We start from the raw sequence: 13,480 nt of genomic DNA, 5'->3' as shown, positions 1-13,480 counted from the left end.
CACTCCCACCGACAGCATGAGCGGCCCTCCCAAACCATTCACAGTCGTCTCTCGCTGCCACCCTTTCCGGATCGCGCAGCACGGTCAACAAAAATCGTGATCTGTGATCTCAATTTGCGCACTTCCAACTTTGTGCTATCGGTGAGTCGAAGGCGGCTGCCAATTAGGTGCAGCGTATGGAGGAGGCATGAGGACAGATCTCGGACAGATCGAATCGGCGACTATTCAGGTGCAGGTCTACAACCGGCTCCGCGAAGCGCTGTTCACCGGGAAACTGCTGCCGGGTGAAAGTCTGACCATCCGCAATCTTGCCGCAATGCTCGGCATCAGCCCCATGCCGGTCCGCGAGGCGTTGCAGCGGCTGGTGGCCGAGCACGCCCTGACCCAGTTACCGAACCGCACCTTCTGCGTGACCCCCTTCACGGCCACGATGTTTCGCGAACTGATGCGGGTGCGGATGACCGTTGAAGGCTTGGCGGCAAATCAAGCCGTGCGGCGGATCACGCCGGAAACCATCGCCCGGTTGCGTGATATAAACCGCGAGATGATCGAGGGCGTCGAGGCCGGTGTCCCGACTGTGGTCATGACGGCCAACCGCGCGTTTCATTTCACGCTCTACGAAAGCGCCGAGATGCCGCAGCTGTTTGACATCATCAATGGGTTGTGGCTGCGTGCGGGGCCCTATCTGATGAACGCACATCGAAAGCTGGACAACCCGACCCCGTTTTTGCGCGCAGGCACGCTGTTCCATCAACGGATCATCACCGCGTGCGAGAATGGCATGCCGAGCGCCGCTGCACGCGCCATCGCCGGGGATATTTGGCACTCGGCCCGATATTTCCGGCGCAATGTCGACCTGATCAACGAAGTGGAACCCCCGCCTGCTGCGGATAAGCGCCGTGGCAGGCGCAAAAACGAACCGAAAGAGGGATAGCATGGACTTGACTGGAAAGATCGCCCTCATCACCGCCGGCGCTGGGGGCATCGGGCTTACGATCGCCCGGAGATTCACCGATCTGGGTGCATGCGTCTGCATCTGCGACATTTCGGAAGGGGCGGTCGAGGCGGCCCGCGATCTGCTGCCCGAGGCGCTGATCCTGCGTGCCGATGTCGCCAATTCGATCGAAGTCCGGGGCGTCTATGACCGGCTCTTGTCGGAATATGGCGGGCTTGACATCTTGGTGAACAACGCAGGCGTTTCTGGCCCGACATGCGCCGTGGGCGAGATTACCGATGCCGAATGGGAAGCGACGCTGGCGGTGAACATCACTGCAATGTTCTACATGGTGCGCGCCGCAGTGCCTCTGTTCCGCGCGGGAGGCGGCGGCGCGGTGATCAACATGGCCTCGGTCGCCGGCCGCGTCGGCATGCCCCTGCGCCTGCCCTATTCTGTCTCAAAATACGCGGTTCGTGGCCTGACCGAGACGCTGGCCATCGAACTGGGAGAGATGGGGGTCCGGGTCAATTCGATCCTTCCGGGTCTGGTCGACGGGCCGCGTGGGCGCCGGGTGATTGCCGAGCAGGCGCAAGAGCACGGTATGGCGCCTGATAACTATGCCCGCCTGTTCCTGCACAATATCTCCATGCACAGCATGGTGCAGATGGAGGAGATAGCCGATATGGCGGCCTTCCTCGCCTCTGATCTTGCTCCGCATATCTCGGGCCAGTCCATCGGGGTATGCGGTAATTTCGAAAGCTATCGCGCGCCGATGATACTGTAGGCGTGACGGAGGTGCCGTATGGCAGAGGCCCTGGACTCGCTGGATCGCCGCATCCTGGCGCAATTGCAGGGGAATGGACAGCGACGCATCAGGAACTGGGCGACTACCTCGGACTGTCGGCCACGTCCTGCGCCCGTCGCGTGCGAATGCTGGAGGATGCCGGGTTCCTCACCGGCTTTGCCGCCCTGCTGGACGAAGCACGGACGGGTTTCGGCTTTTCGGTTTTCGTCTCGGTCAAGCTGGACAGACAGCTCGATGATCAACACGCCGCCTTTGAAGGCGGTTGAGGGGGACCTCCAGACGCCTGGCAATACGCACGAGGTCGGCGAATGAGGTCGCCGCCATCTTCTGCATGACATTTCTACGGTGCATTTGCAGCGTGACCTCGCTGATTGCGTGTTTCGCGTGATGGCGGGCAGTGATTTCAGATGATGGCGGGCGCCCGTTTCGTGCGATGACGGGCATTGATTTCACGCGATCGCGGGCAGCGATTTCGCGTCATCGCGGGCAGGTTTGGTCGACACCCAGAGGATAGAGTTCCGCTCCTGAATGCAGGAGAGGGCCGAATGCCGACAGGACGACTGAACATGCGGCGGATACGCGATGTTTTACGATTGAAGTATGGCCAGGGCTTGAGGGAACGGCAGATCTCGGCCTCGCTCGCGCTGAGCAAGACCAGCGTCGGGACCTACCTGTGCCGGGCGCGGCAAGCCGGGCTGCGTTGGCCATTGCCGGAAAGCCTGGATGACGATGGTCTGGAGCTGCTGCTGTTTCCATCGGCCCCCCACCGTTCCCGACCCCGACCGGCCCGTGTCGGACTGGGCCCATATCGACCGCGAGCTGCGGCGGCCGGGGGTGACGCGGATGCTGCTGTGGGAGGAGTATCGCGCCTCCTATCCCGAGGGCTTTGCGTATACCTGGTTCTGCACCCATTACGACGCCTGGAAGGGGCGCGTGCGTCCGACGATGCGGCAGACGCATGTCGGCGGGGAGAAGATCTTCGTCGATTTTGTCGGGGACAGGATCGACATCATAGATCCGGGAAGCGGCGAAGTTCGGCCCATGAAGCTGTTCGTCGCGGCCATGGGGGCGTCGAATTACATCTATGCCGAGGCCGTTCCCACGGAAGGGCTGGAGGATTGGATTGGTGCCCATGTCCGGATGTTCGCCTTTCTGGATGGGGTCCCAGAGTCATTGTTCCGGACAACTTGAAGTCGGCGGTGCTGAAGGCCGATCGCTATGATCCGGGGCTGAACCGGACCTATGCCGCGATGGCCGAGCATTATGGCACGGCGATCCTGCCTGCCCGGCCGCGCAAACCCCGCGACAAGGCCAAGGTCGAGGTCGCGGTGCAGGTAGCACAGCGCTGGATCCTGGCCCGGCCGCGCAATCGGCGTTTCTTCTCGTTGGCCGAATTGAACGCCGAGATCCGGCAGTTGCGCGATGAGCTGAACATGCGCCTCATGCGTGGCTATGGTGCCAGCCGCGCCGATCTCTTTGCCACGCTGGATCGGCCGCACATTCAGCCGCTGCCCGCCACCCCCTATGCCTTCGCCAGATGGAAGCGCGCCCGGGTGGCTCCGGACTATCACGTCGAAATGGACAGCTCCTGGTATTCCATGCCCTTCGGCCTGATCCGGGAAGAGGTGGATGTCCGGGTCTGCGGCGAGATTGTGGAGGTTTTCCACAAGGGCCGGAGAGTTGCCAGCCATCTCCGCTGCCAGGGGCGGCGCAGCTATGTGACGCTGCCTAATCACATGTCTTCCGCTCACAGGCGGCACGCGGAATGGACCCCGGCCCGGATGCTGGCGCAGGCCGCGAAGCTTGGGCCATCGGTGACCGCATTTTGCGAGGCGGTCATGGCGGACCGTCCCCATCCCGAGCAGGGCTTCAGAACCTGCATGGGCGTGCTGGCCCTGGCCAAAAGCTATGACGCGGCCCGCCTCGATGCCGCCTGCCGACGCGGCCTGGCCATCCGGGCCAGATCCGTCGCGTCGATCAGGTCGATCCTGAAGAACGGGCTCGACCGGGCCTTCATTGAGGATCGACCCGAAGACCGCCCCCTGAACCACGCCAATATCCGTGGCCAGGGTTATTGCCACTGACAAGGAGAGGACCCATGCTGACCCACCCCACCTCCGAGCGCCTCATCGCGCTCGGCCTGGCCGGAATGGCCCAGGCGCTGGATGAACAGCGCCGCGCAGGTCCGACCTTCGAGGCTCTAAGCTTCGAAGATCGGCTCGGCCTGCTCGTGGATCGCGAGGCCGCCGAGCGCGACGCCAAGCGGCTGACCGCCCGCCTGAAGTTCGCGGCCCTGCGCCAGGCCGCTAGTGTCGAGGATCTCGATCTGCGCACGCCCCGCGGCATCGATCGCGTCGTCATGGCGCATCTGGTCGACGGAGCCTGGATCGACCGCCATGAGAACCTTCTGGTTACCGGCCAGACCGGCCTCGGGAAGAGCTGGATTTCTTGCGCGCTAGGTCACAAGGCTTGCCGCGATGGCCGCAGCGTGGCCTATCACCGGGTGCCACGCCTCTTCGAAGCGCCACGCCCGCATGCTCAAGGCCATCGCCCGACTTCTCATCCTCGATGATTGGGGGCTTGCCGTCCTCGCCCCGTCTGAACGTCGGGATCTGCTGGAAATCCTCGAGGATCGTCACGGGCGAGGTTCCACAATCGTCACCAGCCAACTGCCCGTCGAACACAGGCATGAAGCCATCGGTGATCCAACCCTAGCAGACGCCATCCTCGACCGTCTCGTTCACAACGCTCATCGCCTTCAACTCTCAGGCGAAAGCATGCGGCGAAGAACAACGAAACCCCTTGACCTCAGCCCTCAGTGCTGACCCCATGAACCTGTCGACCAGCCTGCCCGTGACCGCGAAACGGTTGCCCCAATTTCGCGAAATGCGCACGCTGATCCCGATTTCCGCGGCCGCCTGCTAGTTCAGAAGCCCACTTACCACCAGCGGCAACACCTCTCGTTCGCGAGGGGTGAGTGACTGATAACGCTGTATCAGTGCCTCGAACTCCAGGCGCGCGGCTATTGCTTCGCGGTCCTGTGCGATGGCGGTTTGGACCGCATTCATGAGGTCGGCTTCGCTGAAGGGCTTGGTGAGAAAATCTACCGCGCCATCCTTGATCGCGCGGACAGAACTCGGGATGTCACCATGCCCGGTAATGAAGACGATCGGCGGATGCCCACCGGAGATCTGACGCTGCAGGTCGAGGCCGTTGATATCTGGAAATTCGATGTCAAGGATCAGGCAGGCCGACACTTTCGGTTTGTCCGCGCGGACATAGTCGCCGGCAGAACTGAATGTGATGGCGCGCATGCCATGGGATGCTAGCAACTCTGCGAGAGCCTCCCGCATGCGTTCATCGTCATCCACTATCCAGACGACATGATCATCCTTTGTTATCATTCCACTTTCATTTCGGTCGGCAAGGTGAAGATGAAAATCGCACCTCGTGGTTCAGTTCTTTCTGCCCACAGCTCTCCGCCATGCGCTTCGACGATTGAGCGACAGATCGCCAAGCCCATCCCCATTCCGTCTGTCTTGGTCGTGAAGAATGGATCAAAGACCTTGTCCAGATCGGCGGGGCCCGCGCCGCTATCGGCGACCTCGACTTGGATGCCCTCGGGTATCGATCCGGCGAGGAGATTGAGCAGCCTGTCGCCCGCCATCCCCTCCATTGCTTCGATGCCGTTTCGGATCAGGTTCACCAGAACCTGCTGGATCTGGGCACGGTCGAGCAATACAGTCGGAAGGGCACCGCGAACCTCCAAAGTTATGCGGACGCCGCCCGGTGCGGCCTCTTCGGCCATGAGATCGCGAGCCTCCGCCATAACCGTGGCGATTGCAGTCACCGTGCGTGCTTCGGTCGATTGCTTGAACAACGCACGAATGCGGGCGACAACATCCGCGGCAGAGTTGGCATCGCGAATAATGCGTTCAGCCGTAATATTGGCGCGCTCGAGATTCGGAGGGGTGGCCGATAACCATCGGCGGCACGCATGTGAGTTGGCGACGATCGCGGCGAGCGGCTGATTGACCTCATGGGCGATAGATGCCGACAGCTCTGCGAGGCTTGCGGCCTGACTTGATCGTGCGAGCCGGTCCTGGGCAAGGCGGAGCGCTTCCTGCGCGCGGACCTCACCGTCGATATCCAGACAGATCACATTCCACTGGATGATGTCTCCGTCCGAGTTGCGCATTGGTACGGCGCGGGTCTCGACCCAGCGGTATTCGCCATCATTGCGACGTAACCGATGCCTGCGGGTATAGGGTTTCCCGTGGCGAGCGATCGCGCGTATTCCTCTTTGACGCCGGATACATCGTCGGGGTGCACGCCGGAATCCAGCGTACCAGCCAGTCGCGATTTTGCGGTGCCATCAAGCCTTCAAGCGGATAGCCAAGAAACTCGTGCAACTGCTGGCTTCGGTAGACAGGCTCACCATCTGGTGGCGCACAGTTGATCATCGCGGGAAGTGTCTCAACAACTTGCCATAAGAAGCGCGCGCGCGCAGGGCCTCCTGCGCGTTCATTTCATCCTCGATATCGATCGATGCGAAATACCCCTGCACGACCTTGCCGTCGGCGCCCCGCAATGGTTGGGCGCGCGCCTCGATCCAGCGATATGCGATCCTTCTGGGCGAATATGCCAGAGGACGGCCCGCCCAATCGCGCGGGTCTTTTCGGCACCGCTACCCTTGGACAGCCAGACGCCCAGAAAAATCAGCACGCTTCCGAGCCAATGAAGATCGCTCGACAAGATCACCGTCACCACCGCCGTGCCGAGGTTCGCGCCCAGCATCATCGCCTGCGCCATACGCGGGCGCACCAGATCGCGCGCGGTAAACGAAGCGATCAGCACGGCCGTCGCGGTGCTCGATTGCAGCCCGAGCGTCGCCATGAACCCCCAGAAAGCCGCGCTGAAACGGTTGCGCGTGCCCCGCGCCAGCCATTGCCGCAGCCCGGCGCCAAAGGCCGCAAGCACCCCGGTCTTGATCAGATCGAGCCCCCAGAGCAGCAGCGCCACCGCGCCGAGGAGGTCAATAAGTTGAATTGTCGAGGCCACGCCATCCCCCTACCCGGACGGATCCTGGTCCGGTTTCAGCCTATCGTGACAGTTGTTGCACAGCAGTGCAAGAATTTCGCATGGTTGCAGCAAGCGCGGCATGGATTTGCCCGCGAAGCTTTTAGCGAGACGCTCGTTAACCATAGCGATAGCAGGGAAAAATCGCGAAAATCCCCCTCCGAAAAGATGTTTTTCTCATCATGGTTTTGTGCAAGATAGGACGGAGATCTTGGGGACGGATGGGCCAGTGTCGAAAAGCAAGAGCAAGCCGCGGAAAGCCTCAGTCAGCGCGAACAAGGTGGCCGAACTTGCCGGGGTATCGCGCTCGGCGGTGTCGCGGACCTTCACCGACGGCGCCAGCGTCTCGCCCGAGACCCGCGCCAAGGTTCTCGCCGCCGCGGAAAAGCTTGGCTATCACGTCAACCATCTGGCGCGCGGGCTGATCCAGCACCGCTCGGGCATCGTCTGCCTGATCGTCTCGGAAATGCAGACGCCCTATCAGGCCGCGCTGGTTGAAACCGCGATCCGCCGCCTGCAGGCGATTGGCAAGGTGGTGATGGTCCTCAATACCGCAGGTCAGCCCGAGAATGTCTCGGCGGCGCTGCGCCAGACGCTGAACTACCGCGCCGATGCCACCGTCGTGCTGTCCGGCGGCCCGCCCGCCTCGCTGATCGAAACCTGTATCGAGAACGGCCAGCGCGTCATCCTGATCAACCGCGACGAGCCGATCGAGGGCGTGCAATTCGTGCTGACCGGCAATGAAGATGCCGCGCGCGAGGCCTGTCTGATGCTGCGCCGCGCCGGTTGTTCGCGGCTGGCGCTGGTCAGCTCGACCGCCGGCACGCCCAGCATTGTCGCGCGGGAAAATGCCTTTCTGGCCGCCGCAGCCGAGTTTGGCATGGACGTGACCGCCAGCCGCAGCGGTCCGACCAGTTATGCCACCGGGGCCGAGGCCGCGCGCCATCTGCTTGCGGGATCGAACCGGCCCGATGGGGTCTTCTGCGTCACCGATCTGCTGGCGCTTGGCTTTATGGATGCGGCGCGGATCGAGTTTCGGCTGGATATCCCGACCGATCTTTGCGTCGTCGGATTTGACGATATCCCGCAGTCAAGCTGGCTGGGCTATAACCTGACGACCTTCCGCCAGCCTTTGACCGAGATCACCGATTACATCGCCCAGATCATCGACGCGGATGAGGCCGATGTCCCGCGCGAGAAATCGTTGCCCGTCCAGATCGTCTGGCGCAAGACGGTGCGGCCCTAAAGACGCGTTACCGTCATTTCGCGCAGATCAATCGCGATGTCGCGGTTGGGCAGGCGGTCAAGATAGGCGCGCATGATCCGCAAGAAGCTTGTCACCTGCCCCGCCAGGCCCTCGGCCGCGCCCCCGGCCTCGGGCAGATCGCGGGTGAGGCGGTCGTAAAGCGCGAGCCGTTCCGCCGGGATATAGCGCGCCGCCAGATCGGCCCCTTTGCGGAGACGATACCAGTCTTCGGCAAGATGGGTCAGGGGCAGGTCCGGCAGCGCCTCTGTCAGTCCGAACAACGCGCCCAGATCGCGCAAGTCTCCGGTCGCGAAAAGCGCGGCCATCTCTGGCGGCCATTCGCGCGGGATATAGCGGTCCTGGACCACCGCGCTCAGGTGGTGATCCATGAAAGCGCCGTGATTATCGGCGCGGCTCGCGACGGGGGGAGTGCGACCGGCCAGCGCAGCCTCGGCCTGATAGGCGGCATAGGCCAGATCATGGCCCGGCACCTCGGCCAGATCGAGCGTCCGCAGCGCAAGGCGCGGGCCGTCGCTCTCGATCAGCTTCATCGCGGGCGGAAAGCCGACCGGCGAGGGCGTCGCGAGGTTGAGAAACGGGCGCGGCCCATCATGGCGCGAACAATCGTTCACATGCAGATGCCCCGAGAAATGCAGCGGCACGCCGGTTGCGGCGAAAGCCTCGGCGACAGTGGCGGGCGGAGCGCGGCGGGCAAGCCCGGTGGCACCGAAGATCGCGACCTCTTGGGTCGATGCGCCGCCCAGGGGATCAAGCACCGGATAATGCGAAAAGGCGATCAGCTGCTTGCCCTGCGCCTTGGCCCGCGCGGCGACATCAGCCATCCAGTCAAGCAAATGGGCGCGATGGGCGATCACCGCAGCCCAGCCCCCATCCGTCGGATCGTGATAGGCCGTGGGGTCGCTTGCATCGGTCTGACCGTTGCGCGGCGCGCAGACATTGGCGTCAAGAGCGAGGATCCAGATACCGGGCGCGGGCTCGACCAGATACGAGCTGTCGATCATCTGCTGGCGGCTTTGGCCATCGGGGCTGACCACCTCATAGTGACGGGCCGCGAAATCAGGATCCGTGCCGAAAGGCGTTTCCCAATGGAGATCGGTGGGTTCCGGCCGGTAGCCCAGATGCGCCATCAGCCGCAGCGCCGTTTCGGTCCCCAAGGTCGCGGCATCGGGCGAGGTCGCGGAATCCACCACCACCGGCGCACCATCCGCGCCAAGGAAGGTTTTCACCTGAGGACGGCCTGCCAGTGCGTAGAAATCATGGTTCCCCGGCGTCGCCAGCACCCGCAGGCCGTGGCGCTGACGGTATTCCGCCAAAATCGCCAAAGCCGCGCGGATATTCGGTTCCTGTCCGTCATCGGTCAGATCGCCGACCAGCAGCGCAAGCTTAGCCCCTTCAGCCACCGCGCGGTCGAGTGCTGCGCGAAAGGCCGGGATGCTTTCGTTGAAAACACGGGTCGAGGCGGCGGTCTCGGAATAGCTGCGGATCGCGCCGGTCAGGCCCGAATTTTCGGGCCGCCAGCTGCAATCATGAACATGCGGGTCGGCGATAACGGCGATTTTGATCACGCGAGCGCCGCCTCTGCCCGGTCATGTTCGGACTCGATCAACCGCGCCCAGGCGGCGCTACGCTCGGCTGCGGCGATCAGCATGGGCTTTGGCGTCGAATCCCATTCATCCGGGCGCAGCTCGCGCTTGACGCGGACGTGAGCGATGGCATCGGCCAGCGTCGGGAATTCCTGCGGCAGATGCATGTGCAAAAACAGCGAGACCAACGCCACCGAACGCGAGCGACCGGCGCGGCAGTTGACCAGCACATTGCCACGCTCGCGCAGCGGATAGCTGGGCTTTTCGGGCAGCACCTGCTCCAGCGCGCCTTTCAGCTGAAAGTAACCGGCCAGCATCATCGTATCTGGGTTACCCGGCCCGTCGACGATGCCAAGTTTGTAATAGCGGATCTGCGCCGGACCGTATCCAACGCCGGAATCATGCGAGATTTCATCGACTTCAGCGACATAGTTGAAATCAAGATTCACCGCGCAGTTCAGAACCGTGCTGATCCCGTTGGCGCGCAGCAGGCCGACATCCGAGGCGCCCTCGCGGCCCCCGACGTAGAGATCGACACCGAAACCCGGCAGGTTTTCGTAAACGCGGCTGATCCAGGGGCGGTCGTAATGCGGGCTCATGCGGTCCTCAGGGATTGGGCTTGGGTTTCGGGCAGAAGGTCGCGGCCAGCAAGCAGCGGAATGGCCGTGGCCTGCGACAGAATATCGGCAACGCCGGGGGTCGCAGCAAGGACAGAGCCACCCTGCGCCAGCCCGTCCGAGGCAAGGAAAGGCCCGGTCACGCCCCCGGCCTCGCGCACTAAAAGCAGTCCGGCAAGGCAGTCCCAAGGGTTCATATGCAGCTCGGCATAGCCGTCGCTGCGCCCGTCTGCGACATAGGCCAGACCCAGCGCCCCCGAGGCACCACGGCGCACATTGCTGCCCGCCTCGAACAATTCGCGTTGCGCCGAGACATAGCTTGCCAGCGGGCGGCGGTTCGACCAGCCCATCTCGAACGAGGTCGCGGCGATGTCGGTGGTTGCCGAGACATGGATCGGCTGGCCGTTGCGTGTGGCCCCCTGCCCCAGCCGCGCCAGATAGGTCTCGTCAAGCGCAGGGTTCACGATGCCGCCAAGCTGGACCTCGCCCCTTGCCACAAAGGCGATGGAGATGCAGAAATGGGGAATGGCGCGGGCGAAATTCGCGGTGCCGTCGATCGGATCAACCACCCAAGCCTGATCGCCGGGCGTGCCGCCGGTTTCCTCGCCCAGAAATCCGTCCTCGGGGAAGGCCTCGGACAGACGGGCGCGGATATGGGTTTCGACCGCGCTGTCCGTCTCGGTCAGGTAATCTTGCGGGCCCTTCATGCCGATGGGCCGGCCTTCCTGCTGGCGGAACCCGTCGAGGGCAAGCGCCCCTGCACTCGCGAGCAGATCGCGCAAGAAACTCTCGCGCCGGGCTATGTCTTCATTTGTGAGCGTCATTGACAATTCCTTTTCACCCGCTTCTTCAGGCATATTGCACAGCCGTGCAAGTGCGGACGGCGAAATCTTGAAAAAGGCCGGGACATCCCCTGCGGAATGCCCCGGCAGGAGGATCACCGTTTGTAGGAAAGCCGCCAGATGTCCTGCCAGTCCTGGCGATTGTCCCAGTCATCCATCCCGGTCGAGGGATCGTAAGCCAGCACTTCGCCCAGATGCTTGGAAATCCCCGAAGGCTCGTCTGCGGGCAGCTGAACCGTGCGGTTCGACGAGACCTTGCCATCTTCGCCCTGCGGCGCGATGCCTTCGGCGGTCATAGCGTAATGGATGAAAAGCTTCGCGGCATTCGGGCTGTTGGTACCCTTGACGATCAGCCCGACAGTCGAGTTCAGGAAGCCGATGAAGGGATCGACGTCCGAGCACAGGCCAAGCGTCAGCTTGCCCTCGGCGTTATCGCGAAACTTCGCCGCGCTGACGAGGCCGACGAAGGGCTCGGTCTGGCCATTGGCCGCAACCGCATCAGCCGCCGCCGAATCCGAATCCGTCAGAAGCGGGCCGTTGGCCGCCAGCGCCGCCACAAAGGCCTCGGTCGCGCTTGGCGTGTCGGTTTCCAGCTTCTTGCCGAATTTCGCCTCATAGGCCGCGGCGATCTTGTCGTCAGCATGGCTGCGCATCTGGTTGAACCAGTCGGTATAGGACGGCTTTCCAAGCGGGTCCTGCATCGCGAGCTTGCCCTTCCACTCGGGGTCGGTCAGATCCCAGAGGTTCTTGATCGGGCATTCCTTATAAAGCTGGGTATTATAGGTCAGCACGTTCGGGCTGCTGACCACCAGAAGCGGGTTTTGCGCCTTGGGGTCGATATCTCCGGCCAGATCCGGCGGCACCCAGCTGATCGCGAAACCCTCGGGCATCAGCTGGCCCATGGCGGCGGGCACGTCCGAGATCATCACGACATCGCCCTGCACATTGCCCGACTGGGCCTCGCGCACGACGGCCTCCAGCTGTGCCGTCGCCTTGCTTTTCGTGCCGACGGCCTTGACGCCATATTTCTTCGAAAAGCCTTCGGCCATGTCGACGATCTTGCCGGTGCTGTCGACGACGTTGATGCCTTCCTCGGCCTGCGCGGCCTTGATCAGCGCGTCGAGGTCGAACTCCTCGGCCAAAGCGGGCCCGGCGAAGACAGCGGCCAGAACCGCCAGCGGGATCAGTCTACTGATAGCCATATCTTTGTCGTCTCCCTTTGCGCCCCTGTTTTCCGGGCGTGTTAACGTGCGAGATTGGTGCGCCAGATGTCTTGCCAGTCCTGCCTTGCATCGAGGTCAGAGGTCGCCTCGGCATTGTTCCAAACCATCAGCTCGCCCAAATGCGCGCCGATGCCCGAAGCCTCATCCGCGGGCAGGCCGATACGCGGATCGGCGGGCACTTTGCCGTCAACGCTTTGCGCGGCAATGCCCTCTTCGGTCAGCAGATAGTGGATGAAGAGCTTGGCGGTATTCGGCGCGGGCGTGCCTCTGGCGATGACGCCGAGACCCGGATAAAGCCAGCCCGCGAAGGGTTTCATCCCCGTGCAGAGCGCCAGCTGATAGCCCTTGTCCTCATTGCCGCGAAACTTCGCGGTCGAGAGCATGCCGAAGAAGGGCTTTTCCTGCCCCGGCGCGCCAATCGCATCGGCAACATGACCGCTATCCGAAACGAGCGGCGCGTTTGCGGCAAAAGCCTTGACCCAAGCCTCGGTCGCGCTGCCCTGCGCGGTATCAAAGGGCTTGCCGAAATGGGCCTCATAGGCGGCGGCCATTTCGCCGTCATGGTCGCGGGCCAGCTGGTTGAACCAGTCGGCATAGGCGGGCTTCTCGAGCGGGTCCATCAGCGTCACGCGGCCCTTCCAATCGGGATCGGCCAACTGCCAGACATTGGTGATCGGGCAGGTCTCATGGGCGCCGGAATTATAGGCCCAGACATGGGGATCGCTGACCACGATCAGCGGATCGCGCGCGCCCTCGGGCAGATGCGGGGCAATATCGCCCGGCACCCAGCTTTCGACGATCCCCTGCCCAAGCAGATCCGAGGCAACCACCGCCGCATCCGCCGCAAGCGAGACCGAGCCGCTGACATTTCCGGCCTGATGCTCGCGGATCAAGAGGTCGACCTGACCGGCCTCGTTCACCTTCTTGCCGGTGACCTGCAGCCCGTATTTCTGGCTGAAGGCATCGGCGGTGTCGACGATCTTGCCGGTGACAGCATAAACGGTCGTTGGCGGCTCGGATTTCGCGGCCTCGATCAGCCCGTCGAGGTTGAAATCCTCGGCATGGGTGAGGCTGGCGAGCAGGAGCAGCGGCAGAGCAAGAAGCGTGCTTTTCATCTTTGGGTCCAC

Annotated in this window: 13 protein-coding genes and 3 pseudogenes; 7 read left to right on the top strand and 9 right to left on the bottom strand. The window is 63.0% G+C overall.

Going from position 1 to position 13,480, the window contains the following annotated elements:
* Nucleotides 1–187 precede the first annotated feature (187 nt).
* From VNQ78_RS10060 to VNQ78_RS10045, 4 genes and pseudogenes are all read left to right on the top strand, one after another.
* The gene (locus VNQ78_RS10060) at nucleotides 188–934 is read left to right on the top strand and encodes a GntR family transcriptional regulator (protein WP_325689237.1); all 747 of its coding nucleotides are present in this window, start codon (nucleotides 188–190) and stop codon (nucleotides 932–934) included.
* A gap of 1 nt (nucleotide 935) precedes the next feature.
* Complete coding sequence (locus VNQ78_RS10055) at nucleotides 936–1,721, top strand: SDR family oxidoreductase (protein WP_325689235.1); 786 nt, start codon at nucleotides 936–938, stop codon at nucleotides 1,719–1,721.
* 2 nt (nucleotides 1,722–1,723) lie between these two features.
* Nucleotides 1,724–1,849, top strand: a pseudogene (locus VNQ78_RS10050) (hypothetical protein); the annotation flags it as partial.
* Between the two features lie 18 nt (nucleotides 1,850–1,867).
* Nucleotides 1,868–2,008 carry an Lrp/AsnC family transcriptional regulator gene (locus tag VNQ78_RS10045; protein ID WP_325689241.1) on the top strand — a complete coding sequence of 47 codons (141 nt, stop codon included), beginning with the start codon at nucleotides 1,868–1,870 and terminating at the stop codon, nucleotides 2,006–2,008.
* Here VNQ78_RS10045 and VNQ78_RS21600 read toward each other — a convergent pair.
* Nucleotides 1,956–2,186, bottom strand: a complete 231-nt coding sequence (locus tag VNQ78_RS21600) for a LuxR C-terminal-related transcriptional regulator (RefSeq protein WP_414694056.1) — start codon at nucleotides 2,184–2,186, stop codon at nucleotides 1,956–1,958. The genes VNQ78_RS10045 and VNQ78_RS21600 overlap by 53 nt on opposite strands.
* Before the next feature lie 101 nt (nucleotides 2,187–2,287).
* Between VNQ78_RS21600 and istA the strand changes: the two are divergent.
* Both istA and istB read left to right on the top strand, forming a co-directional pair.
* A pseudogene (istA, locus tag VNQ78_RS10040) lies at nucleotides 2,288–3,826 on the top strand (IS21 family transposase).
* 14 nt (nucleotides 3,827–3,840) lie between these two features.
* A pseudogene (gene istB, locus VNQ78_RS10035) lies at nucleotides 3,841–4,567 on the top strand (IS21-like element helper ATPase IstB).
* A 96-nt stretch (nucleotides 4,568–4,663) separates the two neighbouring features.
* Here the strand turns inward: istB and VNQ78_RS10030 are convergent.
* From VNQ78_RS10030 to VNQ78_RS10020, 3 genes are all read right to left on the bottom strand, one after another.
* On the bottom strand, nucleotides 4,664–5,146 hold the full coding sequence (locus tag VNQ78_RS10030) for a response regulator transcription factor (protein WP_325689233.1): 483 nt from the start codon (nucleotides 5,144–5,146) through the stop codon (nucleotides 4,664–4,666).
* Complete coding sequence (locus tag VNQ78_RS10025) at nucleotides 5,143–6,039, bottom strand: ATP-binding protein (protein WP_325689239.1); 897 nt, start codon at nucleotides 6,037–6,039, stop codon at nucleotides 5,143–5,145. The genes VNQ78_RS10030 and VNQ78_RS10025 overlap by 4 nt, the downstream gene beginning before the upstream one ends.
* A 227-nt stretch (nucleotides 6,040–6,266) precedes the next feature.
* Nucleotides 6,267–6,803 carry a Na/Pi symporter gene (locus tag VNQ78_RS10020; protein ID WP_325689231.1) on the bottom strand — a complete coding sequence of 179 codons (537 nt, stop codon included), beginning with the start codon at nucleotides 6,801–6,803 and terminating at the stop codon, nucleotides 6,267–6,269.
* A 247-nt stretch (nucleotides 6,804–7,050) separates the two neighbouring features.
* Here VNQ78_RS10020 and VNQ78_RS10015 point away from each other — a divergent pair, with 247 nt between their 5' ends.
* Nucleotides 7,051–8,067, top strand: coding sequence for a substrate-binding domain-containing protein (locus VNQ78_RS10015; protein ID WP_325689229.1), 1,017 nt, complete (start codon nucleotides 7,051–7,053; stop codon nucleotides 8,065–8,067).
* Here VNQ78_RS10015 and VNQ78_RS10010 read toward each other — a convergent pair.
* From VNQ78_RS10010 to VNQ78_RS09990, 5 genes are all read right to left on the bottom strand, one after another.
* Nucleotides 8,064–9,653, bottom strand: coding sequence for a metallophosphoesterase (locus VNQ78_RS10010; RefSeq protein WP_325689227.1), 1,590 nt, complete (start codon nucleotides 9,651–9,653; stop codon nucleotides 8,064–8,066). The two genes, VNQ78_RS10015 and VNQ78_RS10010, sit on opposite strands and share 4 nt — an antisense overlap.
* Nucleotides 9,650–10,270 carry a dual specificity protein phosphatase gene (locus VNQ78_RS10005; RefSeq protein WP_325689225.1) on the bottom strand — a complete coding sequence of 207 codons (621 nt, stop codon included), beginning with the start codon at nucleotides 10,268–10,270 and terminating at the stop codon, nucleotides 9,650–9,652. The genes VNQ78_RS10010 and VNQ78_RS10005 overlap by 4 nt, the downstream gene beginning before the upstream one ends.
* Nucleotides 10,267–11,112: an inositol monophosphatase family protein gene (locus VNQ78_RS10000; RefSeq protein ID WP_325689223.1), complete on the bottom strand. Its 846-nt coding sequence runs from the start codon at nucleotides 11,110–11,112 to the stop codon at nucleotides 10,267–10,269. The genes VNQ78_RS10005 and VNQ78_RS10000 overlap by 4 nt, the downstream gene beginning before the upstream one ends.
* Nucleotides 11,113–11,225: 113 nt before the next feature.
* Complete coding sequence (locus VNQ78_RS09995; protein ID WP_325689221.1) at nucleotides 11,226–12,332, bottom strand: ABC transporter substrate-binding protein; 1,107 nt, start codon at nucleotides 12,330–12,332, stop codon at nucleotides 11,226–11,228.
* A gap of 41 nt (nucleotides 12,333–12,373) precedes the next feature.
* The gene (locus VNQ78_RS09990; RefSeq protein WP_325689219.1) at nucleotides 12,374–13,468 is read right to left on the bottom strand and encodes an ABC transporter substrate-binding protein; all 1,095 of its coding nucleotides are present in this window, start codon (nucleotides 13,466–13,468) and stop codon (nucleotides 12,374–12,376) included.
* Between the last annotated feature and the right edge of the window lie 12 nt (nucleotides 13,469–13,480).

Origin of the sequence: Paracoccus sp. (in: a-proteobacteria) (assembly GCF_035556475.1) — a bacterium.
Taxonomy (GTDB): Bacteria; Pseudomonadota; Alphaproteobacteria; order Rhodobacterales; family Rhodobacteraceae; genus Paracoccus.
The sequence above is the reverse complement of the archived record's forward strand: the minus strand, read 5'-3'. Positions and strand labels throughout refer to the sequence as shown.